At 56.7% G+C, this 17,054-nt stretch carries 15 protein-coding genes and 4 tRNA genes; 4 read left to right on the top strand and 15 right to left on the bottom strand.

What is annotated here, in order from left to right; genetic code table 11:
* Positions 1–34: 34 nt before the first annotated feature.
* On the bottom strand, positions 35–1,108 hold the full coding sequence (locus ACQUQP_RS11680) for a Rieske 2Fe-2S domain-containing protein (protein WP_432695208.1): 1,074 nt from the start codon (positions 1,106–1,108) through the stop codon (positions 35–37).
* 611 nt (positions 1,109–1,719) lie between these two features.
* Here ACQUQP_RS11680 and ACQUQP_RS11685 point away from each other — a divergent pair.
* Positions 1,720–2,214 (top strand): MarR family winged helix-turn-helix transcriptional regulator, encoded by a 495-nt coding sequence (locus tag ACQUQP_RS11685; protein ID WP_432695209.1) that lies wholly within the window; start codon positions 1,720–1,722, stop codon positions 2,212–2,214.
* A gap of 89 nt (positions 2,215–2,303) precedes the next feature.
* Here the strand turns inward: ACQUQP_RS11685 and ACQUQP_RS11690 are convergent, their stop codons facing one another.
* The 9 genes from ACQUQP_RS11690 to ACQUQP_RS11730 form a co-directional block, all read right to left on the bottom strand.
* Entirely contained in the window at positions 2,304–3,356 is a 1,053-nt protein-coding gene (locus ACQUQP_RS11690; RefSeq protein ID WP_432695210.1) for an NAD(P)-dependent alcohol dehydrogenase, read from the bottom strand.
* Positions 3,357–3,629: 273 nt separating this feature from the next.
* Complete coding sequence (locus ACQUQP_RS11695; protein ID WP_432695211.1) at positions 3,630–6,698, bottom strand: AAA family ATPase; 3,069 nt, start codon at positions 6,696–6,698, stop codon at positions 3,630–3,632.
* Positions 6,695–7,843, bottom strand: a complete 1,149-nt coding sequence (locus tag ACQUQP_RS11700; RefSeq protein ID WP_432695212.1) for an exonuclease SbcCD subunit D — start codon at positions 7,841–7,843, stop codon at positions 6,695–6,697. Before ACQUQP_RS11700 ends, ACQUQP_RS11695 begins: the two co-directional genes overlap by 4 nt.
* A gap of 285 nt (positions 7,844–8,128) precedes the next feature.
* Positions 8,129–8,214: transfer RNA gene (locus ACQUQP_RS11705), tRNA-Leu, on the bottom strand.
* 52 nt (positions 8,215–8,266) lie between these two features.
* Positions 8,267–8,340: transfer RNA gene (locus ACQUQP_RS11710), tRNA-Cys, on the bottom strand.
* An 18-nt stretch (positions 8,341–8,358) separates the two neighbouring features.
* Positions 8,359–8,434 (bottom strand) — tRNA-Gly (locus ACQUQP_RS11715).
* 129 nt (positions 8,435–8,563) lie between these two features.
* On the bottom strand, positions 8,564–9,112 hold the full coding sequence (gene pgsA, locus ACQUQP_RS11720; RefSeq protein ID WP_432695213.1) for a CDP-diacylglycerol--glycerol-3-phosphate 3-phosphatidyltransferase: 549 nt from the start codon (positions 9,110–9,112) through the stop codon (positions 8,564–8,566).
* A gap of 30 nt (positions 9,113–9,142) precedes the next feature.
* Positions 9,143–10,903: an excinuclease ABC subunit UvrC gene (uvrC, locus tag ACQUQP_RS11725; RefSeq protein ID WP_432698696.1), complete on the bottom strand. Its 1,761-nt coding sequence runs from the start codon at positions 10,901–10,903 to the stop codon at positions 9,143–9,145.
* A 102-nt stretch (positions 10,904–11,005) separates the two neighbouring features.
* Complete coding sequence (locus ACQUQP_RS11730; protein ID WP_432695214.1) at positions 11,006–11,338, bottom strand: excinuclease ABC subunit C; 333 nt, start codon at positions 11,336–11,338, stop codon at positions 11,006–11,008.
* Positions 11,339–11,405: 67 nt separating this feature from the next.
* Between ACQUQP_RS11730 and ACQUQP_RS11735 the strand changes: the two genes are divergently transcribed.
* Together ACQUQP_RS11735 and ACQUQP_RS11740 are read left to right on the top strand one after the other, a co-directional pair.
* Entirely contained in the window at positions 11,406–12,290 is an 885-nt protein-coding gene (locus ACQUQP_RS11735; protein WP_432695215.1) for a DUF1853 family protein, read from the top strand.
* Positions 12,291–12,306: 16 nt separating this feature from the next.
* The gene (locus tag ACQUQP_RS11740; RefSeq protein ID WP_432695216.1) at positions 12,307–13,215 is read left to right on the top strand and encodes a DMT family transporter; all 909 of its coding nucleotides are present in this window, start codon (positions 12,307–12,309) and stop codon (positions 13,213–13,215) included.
* Positions 13,216–13,251: 36 nt separating this feature from the next.
* On the opposite strand, the gene ACQUQP_RS11745 is transcribed toward ACQUQP_RS11740, so the two are convergent.
* Positions 13,252–13,392, bottom strand: coding sequence for a hypothetical protein (locus ACQUQP_RS11745; protein ID WP_432695217.1), 141 nt, complete (start codon positions 13,390–13,392; stop codon positions 13,252–13,254).
* 117 nt (positions 13,393–13,509) lie between these two features.
* Entirely contained in the window at positions 13,510–14,385 is an 876-nt protein-coding gene (locus ACQUQP_RS11750; protein ID WP_432695218.1) for an NAD(P)-dependent oxidoreductase, read from the bottom strand.
* A 104-nt stretch (positions 14,386–14,489) separates the two neighbouring features.
* Here ACQUQP_RS11750 and ACQUQP_RS11755 point away from each other — a divergent pair, with 104 nt between their 5' ends.
* Positions 14,490–14,984 carry a TlpA family protein disulfide reductase gene (locus ACQUQP_RS11755; RefSeq protein WP_432695219.1) on the top strand — a complete coding sequence of 165 codons (495 nt, stop codon included), beginning with the start codon at positions 14,490–14,492 and terminating at the stop codon, positions 14,982–14,984.
* Between the two features lie 27 nt (positions 14,985–15,011).
* Here ACQUQP_RS11755 and mtnN read toward each other — a convergent pair whose 3' ends face one another.
* The 3 genes from mtnN to ACQUQP_RS11770 all read right to left on the bottom strand — a co-directional run bounded on the left by mtnN (position 15,012) and on the right by ACQUQP_RS11770 (position 16,974).
* The gene (gene mtnN / locus ACQUQP_RS11760; RefSeq protein ID WP_432695220.1) at positions 15,012–15,773 is read right to left on the bottom strand and encodes a 5'-methylthioadenosine/S-adenosylhomocysteine nucleosidase; all 762 of its coding nucleotides are present in this window, start codon (positions 15,771–15,773) and stop codon (positions 15,012–15,014) included.
* 161 nt (positions 15,774–15,934) lie between these two features.
* Positions 15,935–16,696 carry a pseudouridine synthase gene (locus ACQUQP_RS11765; RefSeq protein ID WP_432695221.1) on the bottom strand — a complete coding sequence of 254 codons (762 nt, stop codon included), beginning with the start codon at positions 16,694–16,696 and terminating at the stop codon, positions 15,935–15,937.
* A gap of 190 nt (positions 16,697–16,886) precedes the next feature.
* Positions 16,887–16,974, bottom strand: a tRNA-Ser gene (locus ACQUQP_RS11770).
* Positions 16,975–17,054: the final 80 nt, after the last annotated feature.

Here is a 17,054-nt window from a genome sequence, read left to right on the forward strand (position 1 = left end):
ATATTTATAGTTTTAGCCGTTGCGAAAATCTGATTCAGCCGGCGCACAGTCGCTTGATGATGCGACGAGCTCTGTTCGGACCCACATCCACATGGATATCGATCATCGGCCGGTCTGCGAAGCGCTTCATGTTCTGGTACTGAGCCTCGATCACGACCTTGTCCTCTTCGAAGGTCATCGCGCTCTGCTCAGTGACGATCTTGTTTATCTCATCCTTGTTGGTTTCCGGATTGGAGGCCACAGTCCAGAAGTAGTGGCTGCTCTCTGCCGTCTCCGGCGTGATGGCATGGAGGCCGCGCATATGGAAGCCACCGCGATCGGGATCGTCGAGCGACTCCGTGTTCACGTTGACCGCGCCGGTCCAGATTCGTAGATGCGAGGGGTGAAACTCGATCTCCTGCCAACGGTCCACCTTGTCTTCAAAGGGATAAGCCATCGTATAGGTCGGCGGCGGCGTTGAGTTGCGCATATGCCGCACCACACGAACGGTATCGCCCTCGCCTTCTACCTTCATGTCGGCGCCCATGTGTACCTTGGCGTTGCCGCCGATGGTGCGCAGATGCACATACCCCAGGTGGCTGAGATCCAGAAGGTTATCGTGAATCAGCTGGTAAGGCGCCTCGTAGTAGAAAACGCCGCCATCAAACACGTAGCGCTCGTCGGTATGCACCTCGTAGCGTGGCGGCTCACAGCTGGGTTCCGAGTTTTCCTCGGAGCCGAACCAGATCCAGATCAGCGAGTCTTGCTCCTTCACAGAGTATGCGGACACAAAAGCCTTGCGCGGTACCCTGTCCTGGCCCGGCACTTCCAGACACTTGCCCTCGCCATCAAACAGCAGGCCGTGGTAACCGCAGCGAATACCAGATTCTTCAACGGTGCCGTAAGAAAGCGGCAGGTCGCGGTGACAGCAGCGGTTCTCTAAAGCGGCCACCTGACCATCGGGGGTACGGAACAGCACCACGGACTGATTCAGCAGGATTCGGCCCAGCGGTTTGTCGTTCACCTCCTTGCTGAGTGCAGCGACGTACCACATATCGAGCGGAAATTCGGGTTTGGATTCACTCTGTTGTTGGGTAAGGGTTTCTGGATCGGCCAGGCTAACGTTCATGATCGGACCTCTTATTTTTTGCTGGGTCTGTTTTGGAAATGGACGCGCTTTAACGTCGTTCGGACAGATGGGTAACTGAGAGCAAACAGATCGCTCTGATCAGACGGCTTTCTCTCCGGGAGCGTTCAAGCGCAGGGGTAGAGCTGGAAGATCGGCTAGCCATATCGGCACAAACGCGGCTAGGGGTACGAGCACCGATTTCGCAAAAAGAGAGAGCACTCCCCTTGTGCAAAACCGAGACACAGTCGTGACTTTCAACTGCTCCGGCAGCTGTTCTGGCAGCTGTTTTGGATACTGTGTTGCGGGTAATTAGAACTGACATCATTCAGCCTTTTGTTTTTTTAGTTGGCATGGAACGCACTATAGAGCCGATATCGTTGATATGTCAACGATATCGGCAAGGTAACGATGCGCCCTTAAAATACAGATTTACTTTCAATACGTTACGAGATACATCTTATTGATTTTCACAGCTTCCGCGCGGATTAACATGTCATTTCAGTGAGATAAGAAGCTCGTTGACAGCGGCCCGCTCACTTTATTTGCCCGCCCGATGGCAGTAGCATCCCCAGCTACTCCGCTGACAATTCCAGCCACAAATCCGGACCGCCATGACGACCAAAAGCTCCGTCACAGATCGCAACAGCCTTAACCTGGATCGCTATGTTCCGGCACTTGTCACCGCGCTTGCCAACAAGCTCGGCGCCGGCGCCTCGAGCTGCTACCGCAAGAATTTCGGTGTTGGTGTAGTGGATTGGCGCATCCTGGCGATGCTGGCCGTGGAGTCCGATATATCCGCCAACCGCATCTGCGAAGTCACAGCGCTCGACAAGGCGGCTACCAGCCGCGCGCTCAAGCAGCTTGAGGAGAATGGTGATGTGGAATTTAGAAAAGACGATCAGGACGCCAGGCGCATCCTGATCCGGCTGACGGCCAAAGGTAAGGCGTTACACGACCAGGTGCTGAAAGTCGCCCTGCGTCGTGAGGCGCTGCTACTGGCCGATTTTTCCGACGCAGAGCTGGATATCTTCATCGAGCTGCTGCATCGGATGAAAGCGCGACTGGACGTGGTTAATGCCTATGATCCAGCCGTGGAGGATGCTTAACCGGCGTAACGAAAAACACCCCGGCCAGCGGGGTGTTTTGACAACTCAGGCAAACCGGCGCTAAACACCGGTTGCTGCACACGAGGTTATCAGGCGTCGTCAGACATCGCGGTCATATCCATCACGTAACGGTGGGCTATATCCCCCTGCTCCATGACCTTGAACGCATCATTGATCTGGTCTGGACGGATAATTTCGCAGATCGGAAGAATGTCGTGCTCGGCACAGAAATCCAGCACTTCCTGGGTCTGCTTCACACCACCAATCAGGGAGCCGGCAACGCGGCGACGGCCCATGATCATAGGCACCGACACGAACTCTTTCATCGGACCCACCTGGCCAACGATCACCAGCGTACCGTCTACGTCGAGCAGCGGTGCATAAGGTGTAACGTCGTGTTCTACCGGCACGGTATCGATGATCAGATCGAATGAAGACTCCGCTGCGATCATGGCGTCTTCATCGGTTGAAGCCAGGATCCCCTTGGCACCTATCAGCTTCGCTTCATGCTCTTTTTTCGTCGAGCGGCTCAGCACGGTGACCTCGGCGCCCATGGCGGCGGCCAGTTTCACCGCCATATGACCCAGGCCGCCCAGGCCGATAACACCTACGCGGCTGCCTTCACCGATGTTCCAGGTGCGCAGCGGCGAGAAAGTGGTGATACCGGCACAAAGAATCGGCGCAGCGCGGGACAGGTCCAGCCCATCAGGAATACGCAGCACGAACTCTTCACGCAAAACGATATGCTTGGAATAGCCTCCCTGGGTGAGCTCGCCGGTGATGCGGTCAGGCGCGCCATAGGTCGGCGTCATGCCGTGACGACAGAACTGCTCTTCGCCGTGATGACACTGATCACACTCCTGGCAGCTATCGACCATGCAGCCAACGCCCACCTGGTCGCCCACCTTGTAGTTGCTGACCTCCGGGCCAACCTCGATAACGCGACCGACGATCTCATGACCCGGCACGATCGGCGACGGCTGGGGACCCCAGTCGCCATTTACGGTGTGCAGATCGGAATGGCACACGCCGCTGTAAAGGATTTCGATGGCTACATCATTGGCCCGCAAGGCGCGACGTTCGAAATGATAGGGCACCATTTCCGTTTCAGCAGAATACGACGCATAACCAACCGTTTTCATGAGGACTCCTTGCACTTAGGCTCAGACAGAACGAAAAAGGCGGGATGAGTCATACCCCGCCAACGATCTGCATAGTGTAAGGAGCCGAGCCTCGAACGGCTCTACCCGATCCTGCCTGATATTTGCCTGATTCTCCGAAATCAGTCAGCTTAGGTGCAAAAGTTAGCCACTGGCGTTATACGTTACTCCATTTGATGAATATGAAGCGGCGCTTTGTGCCAAGCCCTGGGCATGTCGCCCGATCGAACGACAAGGGAAACAAACCGCCGACGTTCAGCCGTTAGCCGCCATAACAATGGTACTTCCCTCTCTTCCGTTCCTGACATCAATACGCAACGGCATCTGCTCCTTCAGCTCAGAGACATGGGAAATGATGCCGATGGTGCGCCCTGTGGATTGCAGTTCGACCAGCATATCGATGGCCAATTGGAGTGACTCCTGATCGAGGCTGCCAAACCCTTCATCAATAAACAGCGTATCGAGCTGGATACCACCGGAGCGCTGCTGCACCACCTCTGACAGAGCCAGCGCCAGCGACAGCGATGCCATAAACGACTCACCGCCGGACAGGGTCGCAACCGGGCGCGTTTTGCCGCTGTAGGCATCATCGATCGCCAGGTCCAGCCCGGCGGTAACATTACGCTTCTGGTCCGCCTCGTTCTGGCGCACCAGCTTGTACTGACCTTTGCTCATGGCATACAGGCGCGGGCTTGCCACACCGAGTACGGAATCCAGCAGGTTACCCAGCACAAAGCGCTCCAGGCTGACACGCACCTCGCCGCGACCTGAAGCGGCTTTGGCCATTTTGCCGACGACTTCGTACTGCGCTTTAACCGCCTGTTGCTTAGCCGCAAGCGAGCGGATTTTTTCCAGTGCCCGCTCCAGCAATCCTTTCTGCTGCTGAGCCTCGGACCAGAGGCGCTCAGCATCCTGGTAGGCGGCATCGGCGATTTTGCAGTTCTCTTCGAGCGAGGTTAATTCCGGCGCCTGCTGACCCTCCAGCTGCTTGGCAATCAACTCAAGCTGAGAGTGCAGTGATTGAAGCGTCTCGTCGTATTGGCTGATGGTCGCCCACAACGCGTCTCTTGCACCGGCGTCCATCATACTGTTGTGGAAGTCGTCCTGATCTGCGAACTCACTGGCGGACAGCGCACTCTGCCAGGTGCTGACTTGCGCCCTTTGGCGAGCCTGGAGCTCTTCCAGTTGCTTGCTTAGAGATTGTAGCGTCGATTCAGCGGCCACCTCTCTGTTTTTCGCCGCAGCCTGGGCGGCTTGGGCAGCCTGATAAGCTGATTCCAGTCTGGCAATGGAGTGCCGTGTTTCCGTGATGGCTCGCTCCAAAGACTCCAGGCTCCGGTAGGTTTCGGGAAGCTCCGTTTCAGCGGCTGCCAGTCGACTTTCGGCGGTCGCCTTCACCGCGCTGAGCGATGGGATATCCCGGTTTAACTGAGCACGTTGATTATCCAGCGTAAACCGTTGTTCTTCATCTCCTTTCAGCCTATTTTTTGCAGCCTCAAGCTGTTGCTCTCTAGCAGAGATGTGGGCCAGCTGCTGCTTGAGTTTGTGATGCTCTGAGGTCAGCCCCTCCACAGTGTGTGCCGCATCTTCACCCAACTCGGCGGCGATCTCCTGCATCAACTGTTGCTGGTTCTGAACCGCACTCTTGCATTCAGCCAGTTGCTGTTCGGCGCGGTAACGCTCGTTCAGACGGGCGCTGACGATCCTCCGTGCCTGCTCTAAGGCGTCCTGATCGACCGCCACTGTATTGTCAGGTAGCACCGCCGGCTGCGGATGATCTTCACTGCCGCAGACCGGGCAGGGGTGATTTTCCTCCAGTTTCTGAGCCAGCAGCGCTGCTTGGTTGGCATACCAGAACATCTCCAGCCGGTCCGACTCTTTTTGCGCCTGCCTGTAGACGTTGTCAGCCTGTTCAAAACCGGATTGAGCTTGCCTAGCAGCTTCCTTGTACTGGCTCAGCGTATCGCCCGCCGCCTCCAGCTTGATCCGCTTCTCGAGCTGGCGTTCGGCCGCCATCAGTTGCTCGGTACACGCGGCTTTTTGCGCCACAGTGCCTGTAAGCAGCTCGATCTGCTTACGCTGGGTGTTAAGCCGGTCATCCAGGGCCCTAACCTGCTGGTCCAGCGCTGATGCCCTGGATAGGGCCTGTCCATGCAGGGTTGCCGCCTTGTTAACCTCGGCCTTCAGCGTCTCATAACCCGCCAGTATTTTCTGGTAGCCTGCCAGGCGCGTCTCCTCAGTCTTTAGAGCATCGCGCTGGGCATAGGCTTCGGTCACCGCGGTCAGTTTTTCAGCCGCGGCCTTGGCTTCCTGTGTGGCCTGGAGCCTGGCCGTTTCCGCACCTGTTTTCTCGGCCGTTGTCCGATCGATCTGCTGATTCAGCGATTCCAGAGTCTTCCACTCCGGCGCGATCGCCGCCGCCTTTTCCGCACGGTGCAATTGCCCCCGGGCCGCGTCGATCTCGGCTTTACGTTCCTGATGTACTTTCAGCTGTTGCTGCTTCGCGCTCTGTTCGTCGAAACGCTTGAGCAGATCCATGGCAGCTTTAAGCTTCTGCTCTTCGCTACGCTTGAAGGCATCCGCCTGTGTCTTTTGCTCGGCCCTCTCGGCCAACACAGCAGCCGCCTGGTCGATAGCGGTTGTTAGTTCATCGCTGTCGGCGAGATGGAGTTCGGCCAGCGCTTCGGTTTTCCGCTCCTCGAACGCCTTGTTCTGGCGCTCGATATCCCCGGCCCGATCTTTAAGCAGCTGCTCGATACGCTTATAGATCTCGGTCTGAAACAGGGTCGACAGAATCTCCTGGCGATCATCGGACTTGGCCAGCAGAAGCTCCCGGAACTTGCCCTGGGGCAGCACCATGACCTGACGGAACTGGTCAGCGCTGAGTCCGAGAATTTGCTTGATCGCCGCATCGGCTTCGGTTTTCTTTTTCGACACCAGGGTCTGTTCAGTACCATCCGCGGCGATACGCATCAGATGAGCCGTCGCCTTCTGTTCGGTCTCACCGCCACCGCGCTTGGCGGGACGCATTTGTGTAGGCACGCGGTGAATGCGATAGCGCTGACCGCGGATGCTGAACTCCAGCGTGATTTCCGTGAGCCGGTTTGGATCGGCATGGTCGCAGCGGATCCCCTGCTCCTTGCGCTCCGCATCGGTGGTTTCACCGTAGAGGGCATAACACACAGCATGAAGGATCGATGATTTGCCGGCCCCTGTTGGCCCGTCAATCAGGAACAGCGGATTGTCACCTAGCTCCGCAAAATCGATCCGTTCGCTGCCGGCAAACGGGCCAAAGGCGGTCAGATCCAGAGTATGCAGTTTCACGCCTCACCCTCCATGGTCGACCGGGCTTCATCAATTATCTCAAGCAGCAGTTCGTTCTGAGCATCTGTCAGATCGTCTCCCATGACCTGGCCGAAAAAATCTTTGAACACCTGATCTTCACTGCGCTTGTTGCTGACGTCGGCAACCAGCTGGCTACCCTGGGATACGCTGAACCGGGTCCGTTCAAGCTCCAGCGTATTGGCATACACCTGCCGCAGCTGCGCCATGGGTTCCAGCAGGTCCTGCTTGTCGGTCAGGCGTGCCAGAATATAGTCATCCGCACGGGGATCCTGCTGGCCCTGCTCGATCAGCTCATCAAGGCTCCCTTCGATCACCCGCATATCCCGCTTCGGGATCAGCGGCAGATGCTGCCAGCTGGTTTTCTCAGCGCTTATTTCAACCAGCGTCACGCCCTTGCGCTGCCGATACTCTGAAAATGAGTATTTCAGCAACGAGCCTGAATAACGGATATGTTCCGCGCCCTTGTACTGTGGCGCGTGCAGATGACCCAGGGCCACGTAATCGAAGCACACCAACGGCTGGTAGGAAACGCGATCGGCACCACCGATGGAAAGACGGCGCTCCGAATCACTCTCTTCTGCACCATCGATAAAGCAGTGGCTGATCAGAACAGAAGGAACACCTGCAACACGAGCCTGCTCAGCAAGTTGCACCAGGTGGGTGTGCGCTTCATCGTAGGTCCGGGTATCAACATCAAAAGCTTCCCGCACTTCAACGGGGTCGTGGTAAGGGATGCCGAAAAAGTGCACCGGCCCGGTTTGCGACTGAACCTCAATCGGTGTCGAGACGTTTCGGATATCACCGAGAATATAAAGCCCGCTGCCCGACATGAAAGGCGCGCCAAAGCGCAACCGTTTGGCGCTGTCGTGGTTGCCGGAGATCATGATCACAGGGATGCAAAGCTCCGCCATGAAATCAGCCAGGAAAGCATTCAGCGCATCAACCGCCTCCGCAGGCGGCACCGCGCGGTCAAAGATATCGCCGGCGATCACCAGTGCATCAACCTTATGCTCCAGCGCATAATGTTTGATCTGCCTGAGGACGTGTAACTGATCTTCCAGCAGGGATACGTTCTGGAATAGCCGCCCGATGTGCCAGTCGGAGGTGTGAAGAAACTTAGCCATGCACTTTCCCTTGTTGAGTATCTGTAGACTGCGCCCGTTGATTATTCCTGAATAAGCTATTGATTTACATATCCTGTCAGCCCGCTGTCCGCCGAAATTACCACGGATCGCGCTATTCAGATAAAAACGCAGAATGGCCAGAATGGCGGGAGATAAGGTTGGCTCGGGATTGCTGGGCGCAACGCTGAAATCGCAGGTTAGCAGCCGAGCTGGCGTCAACCGCAAACGATACAAGCGCGAAGTGTTTTACTACAGGATTTTGATAAGTAACGCGATGGGATTCGATGGTGCCCCGGACCGGAATCGAACCGGTACAGCCAAAGGCCGAGGGATTTTAAATCCCTTGTGTCTACCAATTTCACCACCGGGGCAGGTGGATCATCTATTCAGCAGGACGCTGAAATTTTTTCGAGGATCAAAGAATGGAGGCTGGAGTCGGAATCGAACCGGCGTACACGGAGTTGCAGTCCGCTGCATGACCACTCTGCCATCCAGCCCTTTCTTTGTTTACTTGTTGGAGCGGGAAACGAGACTCGAACTCGCGACCCCGACCTTGGCAAGGTCGTGCTCTACCAACTGAGCTATTCCCGCGCTGTGCGGCGTGTGCCTCAACAAGTGGTGCGTATTATAGAGCTCTGAACCGGGCTGTCAACACACTTTAATAATTTTTTTTGCTTAAAAATTAACCAGTTAGCGAAACCCCACCCTATCAGGCCGGATTCAGATATCTTCGCTCAGGAATGGCCAGGCAGCTCGCAGATAGACGAACATGGACCAGAGCGTCAGCAGCGCCGCGCCATACAGCGCCCCTGCACCGACCCATGACAGGGTACTCAGCGGCGGTACCGCCAGCAGCACCAGGATAGAGATCATCTGCAAGGTGGTTTTAATTTTACCGATCATCGATACGGCTACGCTGGCGCGCTTGCCGAGTTCGGCCATCCACTCTCTGAGCGCAGAGATAACGATTTCACGGCCAATAATGACGATCGCAGGCACGGTCATCCAGGGCTCGGCAAAGGTTTCCACCAGCACGCCCAGTGCCACCGCCACCATCAGTTTATCCGCAACGGGATCAAGAAAGGCGCCGAACGGCGAAGACTGATCGAGCTTGCGCGCCAGGTAACCATCAAACCAGTCCGTCACGGCGGCCAGTCCGAAGATCAGCGCCGACGCCAGCGGCGCCCAGCTGAATGGCAGGTAGTACACAAGAACAAATACCGGAATCAGGACGATCCGCAGTAGCGTAAGAATATTGGGTATTTTCATCTGAGGATCTGAAGCCTGTCCGGGTGACGCCTAACGTTCGGGGTGCAGTGCGGCGTAGATCTCCTCCGCCAGCGCCCGGCTAATGGTAGAGACTTTTGCGATTTCTTCAATACTGGCGCTTTCAATGTCCCGCACGCTACCGAAGTAGCGCAGCAGCTCACGCCGACGCTTGGGCCCGATACCGGGAATCCCCTCCAGTTTGGATTGCCTGCGAGCCTTGCCACGTCGGGCTCGGTGACCGGTGATCGCAAACCGGTGCGCCTCATCCCGTATATGCTGCAGCAGATGCAGTGCCGGTGAGTCGCTCTGCAGTACCTGCTCATCACCGGTCTCACCGCTGATCAGTACTTCAAACCCGGCCTTACGCGTGGGCCCTTTGGCGATGCCGATGACCAGCACTTCGGTAATCTGCAGGCTTTGCAGTACATCCATTGCCTGGGCAACCTGCCCCTTGCCACCGTCGATGACCAGCAGGTCCGGCAGTTTTCCCTCGCCTTTTTTCAGCCGGGTATAGCGTCGCGTCAGCGCCTGGTGCATAGCCGCATAATCGTCTCCCGCGGTGATATCTTCGATATTAAAGGTGCGGTAATCGGATTTAAGCGGTCCGTTGCGATCGAACACAACACAGGAGGCGACGGTGGCTTCGCCGGAGCTGTGGCTGATATCGAAACACTCCAGCCGCTCCGGCAGGTGATCGAGGCCAAGCAGGTCCTGCAGCGCCAGGTAGCGGCCATGAATGCTCTGCTTGCTGGCCAGGTGACTGGCAAGCTGCTGTTCCGCATTGGTTTGTGCCAGGCGCTGCCAGCCGGCTCTTTCCGCCCTGACCTTGTGGGTGATATTCACCGCCCTGCCGCGCTTGGCAGCGAGCGCCCCTTCCAGCGCCTCGCGGTCGTCAAGCTCGAAACTGAGAATCAGGCTGTCGGGTATTTCCCGTGCGCCACCCAGGTAAAACTGGGCGATAAAGGCGGAAAGCACATCGGGAGGGCTATCCTCCACCGACACCCTGGGGTGATAAACCTTGCTGCCGATTACCCGACCCTGGCGGACAAACAGGCCATGCACGACCGTCCCGCCCGCCTGAATGGCGCAGCCGAGCACATCGGCGTCGCCGCTCATGCCCGATACATACTGCTGTTCCTGTACCTGGCGCAGTCGACTGATCTGATCACGGATCTCGGCGGCTTTCTCAAACTCAAGCCTGGCGGAGGCGTCATCCATCTGCTTGCCCAGCTCATCCATCACCGCCTGGTTACGCCCCTCCAGAAACATGGTGGCGTGCCGCACATCGCGCTGGTATTCCTCTGGGGAGATCATGCCAACGCAGGGACCGCTGCAGCGCTTGATCTGGTACTGCAGGCAGGGACGGGAACGGTTGCGAAAGAATGAGTCGTCACACTGACGAATCAAAAACACCTTCTGCATCAGGTTCAGGCTTTCACGCACAGCCCCGCCGCTGGGGAAGGGCCCGAAGAAGCGCCCCTTGCCCTTTTTGGCTCCACGCTGAAAGCGCACCGCCGGATAGGTTTCTTTCTCTGTGATCAGGATGTACGGGTAGGACTTATCGTCACGCAGCAGAATGTTGTAAGGCGGTCGCAGCTCCTTGATCAGGTTCTGCTCAAGCAGCAACGCCTCCGTTTCGCTGTTGGTAATCGTGACCTCAATGCGGGCGATCTTGCTGACAAGCGCGATGGTCTTGGTGGTCAGCCCACTGGCACGAAAGTAGCTCGATACCCGGTTTTTCAGGTTACGCGCCTTGCCGACATACAGGATGCCGTCTTCGGCATCGAACATCTGGTAAACCCCGGGACGGGTGGTCAGGCGCGCGAGAAAGGCCTTGCTGTCGAAAGCCGCGCAATTTTCCTCTGTGCTGGTCACGTACTTAACAGCCCCCTTTTATTCGGGCTGGCGAGCGGACTGCTTGCTGGCATCCATATGCAGGTGTGTCGCTTCACGGTGGATTTCACGCAACTGGTCACGGGTGGAATCCGAGATCCCTGCGCCGCGGGAAAGCGACACCTCCAGATAGACACCGATCTCGGCATAGTAATAAAGGCGTGCGTCGAACGTTTTGGCCCGCTTCAGCTTGGCCAGCGCGATCTGCGAACCGTTGACGAGGATGTTGTTGATGTCGGTCTCGGAGAGCAGCGGATGACGTTTACTCTGACGATTGTTTTGCTGCTGTTCCTTCTTCAGGCGAAGTGCCTGGCGTTTTGTCATCGCTGTCATTGGAAGCCTCTGTCTGTCATCCTAGGGTTGCTTCAACAGCATTACTCTAGGGAGTTTTAACGCAGAAGTGAATTCTAACCCTCCCATCCGCACGGCGCCCGACAGCCAGTGTCTGCTGGCCGAGCTCGAGTGGCTTCGCACGTCACCGGACCTGATGCTGGCGCCTCAGGAATACCGCTGCCCCGAGGCGATAAAAGCGGGAACAGGAACCATCACCAAGGCAGGTAATCTCGCCGCTCTGTCCAGCTACGAGCCGCGCTGGCGGCTGGGGGAACACTTCGAGAACATTGTATACTTTCACCTCAAGAATAACGAGCAAATATCTGATATATATAGAAATATTCAGGTAAAAGAAGATAAGCGAACTGTTGGAGAAATGGATTTTCTGTTCCGGTTTGATGCGCAGTGGATTCACCTGGAGGTGGCGCTAAAACTCTATCTGCTAGACGGCAATGGTCAGATACTTGAGAGTTATATCGGCACCCGTCGCGACGACTGTCTGGCAACCAAATGGCAACACATGCTTGAGCATCAGTTGCGGCTGTGTCAGCGACCGGAAGCAGCGAAGCAGCTTGAAAAGCTCTGTGTCAGCTCGCAACCGACGCCTGTCGTCTGGGTTAAAGGCTGGCTGTTTTACCATCCCGCCCAAAACAACGTCACAGCCCCCTACCCGGTTAATCCCGAGCACCTGCGTGGCTGGTGGGTCACCTGGTCCGAGCTAGCGCTTATCGCTTCCGAGGGCGAGCGTTATATTCTCGTACGCAAGCCGGACTGGCTTTTACCCGCGGCATACCTCGGAAATCCTGCATTAACGCTGGCGGAACTGCGCGAACAGTTGCGTGACCTGCATAGAAGTTCTCTGGTACTGGCCGTGGTGCGGATTAATGGCGAGTGGGTCGAACGATCACGGGGATTCGTTGTGCCCGACCACTGGCCCGCAGGCAGGCGTTAATGGGAGATATGCGATCATGACTGCCCAGCTTCGCGCCCATCTGCTCCTGCTGTTATGGACAGCGCTCGTGGCCTCATCCTTTCCCGTGGCTGCGCTTTTCAACGCTGAATTATCCACCAACTTTCTTGTCAGTCTGCGCTTCATCGCTGCGGGAGTGGTGATGCTGGTGTTCATGCGTGATCGAACCCTGCCATCACCGCTAGCACTGCTTATCTATTCGATACTGGGACTGTTGCTGGCCAGCTTTTTCTCGATCATGTTCAAGGCGCTGCAGTACACGACGCCGCTGACGCTCGCCGCGCTGTTTGTATCCCAACCGCTGTTCGCTTACCTGATCTCCATGTTGATCCGCATAGAGACGCTGCAGTGGAAACGCCTGGGCACCCTGCTGCTGGCAGCCCTGGCAGCGCTGGTGATCGTCAGCCGGGCAGACCTGGAGCGCCTGGCCGGTTTTCATCTGGGCTTTGGTGAAACGCTGTTTCTCGGTGGCTGTGTGCTGTCGGCCTGTTACAACAACCTGTCGCGCTACGCCAGCGACCGCCACCTGATTCCGTCACGGCCGTACCGCACAACCTGCTACAGCCTTTTGTCGGGCGGCGTATTGATCGGCATCCCGGACCTGCTGATCGGCGATCTCGGCAGTTTCTTTGCAACCCTTGGCCTCACCGACCTGAGTGCGCTGGGCTATCTGACCCTGTTCACCACACTGATCACCTTCTGGGTGTTGCAGATCGCTACGCTGCGCCTGCCTCCCAGCACGGTCGCCGCCTACGGCTACATGCCACCGATGCTGGTGCTTTATGCCGAGCTGATACTCGGCACCACGGCCTGGGTTTCGGGCTACCTGCTTGCCACGCTAATGCTGATCAGCAGCATGTTGCTGCTGTCCAACTCTGATCGACAGGCAGAAAAAAGGGCCGCCTGAAGCGACCCTCTTGCAATCCGGTGGTACGACCCGGTTTTATTCGCCAGCCTTGGCTGCGTCTTGCGCGATCACTTTTTTCAGCGCGCGGACAGCGAAGAAAGTGCCAACGATCATGACAGCAACGATAGCGATGCTGGGAGCGAAAGAAACCAGGGTGTACTTGTCGATATCAGCCATAGAACTAGAACCTCTCGGAGAGACTTTTAAGGCACGGTGGACCGCGCTCTTGGTGAAATTTTGCGCATTATAACGATTACAGCCACGAAAGCCATATCGACTTTCGAACCGTTTTTATCACTTTTTACCCGGTTCCAGCCGCTTGAGCAGGCTTGAGGTATCCCAGCGCCCTCCACCCATCGTCTGCACGTCGGCGTAAAACTGATCCACCAGCGCGGTAACCGGAAGCCTGGCGCCATTACGGCGTGCCTCATCAAGCACCAGTGCCAGGTCCTTACGCATCCAGTCAACGGCGAAGCCGAAGTCGTACTGGTCATTAAGCATGGTCTGGTGGCGGTTACTCATTTGCCAGGAGCCTGCAGCACCGTGCTGGATCACGTCAAACACCGCCTCACCATCAAGACCGGACTGCTTAAGAAAGTGGGTTGCCTCGGCAAGCCCCTGAACGAGGCCGGCGATACAGATCTGGTTGACCATCTTGGTCAGCTGGCCGTTGCCGGCTTCACCCAGGTGTTTGATCGCCTTGCCGTACGCCTGCATGACCGGCTGGCCGCGCGAAAAACTGGCGCTATCACCGCCCACCATTATGCCCAGCACGCCATTTTCGGCACCGGCCTGACCTCCGGATACAGGCGCATCGAGGAAACCGGCACCACACTCTTTACAGGCAGCATCGAGCTGACGGGCAATCTCGGCGGAGGCAGTGGTGTGATCTATGAGGATGCTATCCGCGGCCAGGGTACGCAGGACTCCCTTCTCACCCAGTGTCACTTCAGCCAGGTCGCTGTCGTTGCCAACGCAGGTCATGACAAACTCGGCACCCTCTGCGGCTTCAGCCGGTGTTTCCGCCAGCCGGTGGCCAAATTCCGACACCCAGGCCTCGGCCTTGCTCGGCGTGCGGTTAAAAACGCAGACCTCATGCCCGGCCTTCACAAGATGTCCGGCCATCGGATATCCCATGGTACCCAGGCCGATAAATGCTACCTTTGCCATTATGCTCTCCTGCGGTCTTCGTGGAGCCGATAACTGAACCGGCACAAAGAGTTATAATCGCATTAGTCGATTTTTGCGTACAGGGCCCAAGGAGGTACACACTGATGAGGAAGTTATTCGTTGCACTGCTACTCCTGACGCTACCCTTGGGTGCCTCAGCACAATCATCTGCTGAGTCTGAGCTTTACGGCCTCAGCTTTCCCGGCCTTAATGGCGCCGATCACCGTTTTGAACAGCACCGTGGCGAGGTTGTCCTGGTTAACTTCTGGGCAACCTGGTGCCCGCCCTGTGTCCGCGAGATGCCGGCGTTAAACCGTTTGCAGAGTGCTTTCGAGGGACGCCCCTTCTCGGTACTGGCTATCAGCGCCGGCGAAACCGCAGATGAGGTTTCATCATTTGTCGAAAAGCTCGATCTGCCGCTCGACCTGACGCTGTTGATCGATAGCGAGGGCCGCACGTTCAAGGAGTTCGAGTTGCGCGGTCTGCCGATGAGTTACCTGTTTTCAGCGCAAGGTGAGCTCGTCGAGGTGATCAGCGGTGAGGAGGAGTGGGACAGCGAGGCCTGGCAGGCACGTATCGAGAAACTGCTGGAGTCCTGAGCGGGACTCCAGCTATCGGTTTAAGGATCAGTGTCCGCTTTTACAGGTACTGATGCGGCGGGTAATCGCCATCACCATTTCTGCTGAATGCCTGGCCGCGGTTTCAAGAAAATCCTTGAACGAGATGTTGGATTCCTTGCCGGCAATATCGGAAAGTGCGCGGATAATGATGAAGGGCGTATCGAAGCGGTGGCAGGCCTGGGCGATCGCTGCGGCTTCCATTTCGCAGGCTTTCATGGTCGGAAACAACTCGCGTGTTGCCTCCACCCGGTCCGCCTTGTCCATGAAGGTGTCACCGGTGGCGATCAGGCCGTTTACTGTTTTCATCCCTTTCATATTGTCGATCGACTCCTCTGCAAAGCGCACCAGCAGCGGGTCAGGGGTAAAGGCAGGCGGTAGGCCCGGCACTTGTCCGTGCTCGTAGCCAAAGATCGTCAGATCCACGTCGTGGTGACGCACCTCCTCGGAGATTACCACGTCGCCCACCTCCAGCTCGCTATCGAAACCACCGGCGGACCCTGTGTTGATCACGCAGGTCGGCTTGAACTGGTAAAGCAGAAGGGTGCTGCTGATGGCGGCGTTGACCTTGCCGATACCGGATTTCAGCAACACCACGTCGGTGCCATCGAGCTTGCCGGTATAAAAGTCGAAGCCGCCTATAACCTGATGCTCTCGCCCGGTCAGGGATTCCTTGAGCTGTTCAACTTCCTGATCCATTGCGCCAATGATGGCCACCCGCAGAGGACTGGATGACTTAAGCAGGTCAGCTAGTGCGGAGGGAGTTGTCATAAAAATATTTCGCCGTTAATTATCTGTTGTTGTTTTTCGGTCGCATTAATCACTGACCGCTTGTTATTTGGTTTTCTGTCGTTGCCCCACTCCGTGGGCCCATCTCGCAGCAGAAATTCAAAGAAGTATAAGCAACTTTGATTCCAGCACTGTGTACACCCTCAGGCCGGATACAGTCCCTGCCAGCCGAAGCTGTCGAAAAGCTCCGCCACTTCTTCAGTTACTGAAGCCTCTACTTTCAAATATTTACCGCTTACCGGGTGTTCAAACTCGAGTTGCGTCGCCATCAGCAGAAGTCTTGGAAGGTTGAACTGCTCTCGGAACAGGCGATTGTGCCGCCCTTCCCCATGCTTGGTATCACCAACCAGTGGATGAAAGATATGTTTCATATGGCGGCGAATCTGATGTTTACGCCCGGTTTTGGGGCGCACCTCCACCAGGGAATAACGTGCCGCCGGGTATTTACCCACCGGGATCGGAAGCTCTACGGTCCCGAGGGGACGATAAAGGGAGACCGCTTCCTGCGCGGGCTTGTCAGGATCAGATTTGGCATCCGCGATGCGATCATGCACGGGCTTAAGCGGGTAGTCGATTTCACCCGGCTCGTTAATCCACCCCCGGGTTACGCAGAGATAGGTTTTTTCGACCTTGCGCTCGGCAAACGCCGTCTGCAACTTGTGCGCTATCTCTTTATCCCGCGCAAACAGAATGACGCCGGACGTGGCCCGATCAAGACGATGCACCGTATGGATTTTTTCGTCCGGGTAACGCTCACGCAGCCAACCCACGAGATGGGGTGTCTTCGCTGGCGCTATCCAGCTGGGGTGCACCAGCAATCCTGCCGGTTTGTCGACGGCGATTATCCAGTCATCTTCGTAAAGAATACGGGGGTTGGTAGTTGGCGGGGGGCTGAGATCGCTCACAATATTGCGCGTAAATTATTAAGGCCGGGGTTGATTTGATTACTGGCTTATCGGGATGCGTAGTGTACACGATCACGGGCGCATTTCACGGAGAAATGACAAGACGATTAGCCGGGCTGGCGGGGCATTGCGCAGGGTGAACGGACAACTGATGTCATCTGGAGACGGCACAGTGTGCCGGAGAAGAAAATGGCGGAGGGACAGGGATTCGAACCCTGGGAGCCTCTCGACTCGTCGGTTTTCAAGACCGGTGCTTTCGACCACTCAGCCATCCCTCCGCAGACGCAAGGCAGTCTACGTGGAATCTTTGCGATGTCAAATGGTCGAAAAGCTTGAAAATCCCGTAAATCTAACCATT

The organism is Marinobacterium sp. YM272 (assembly GCF_050908845.1).
Classification (GTDB): Bacteria; Pseudomonadota; Gammaproteobacteria; order Pseudomonadales; family Balneatricaceae; genus Marinobacterium_D.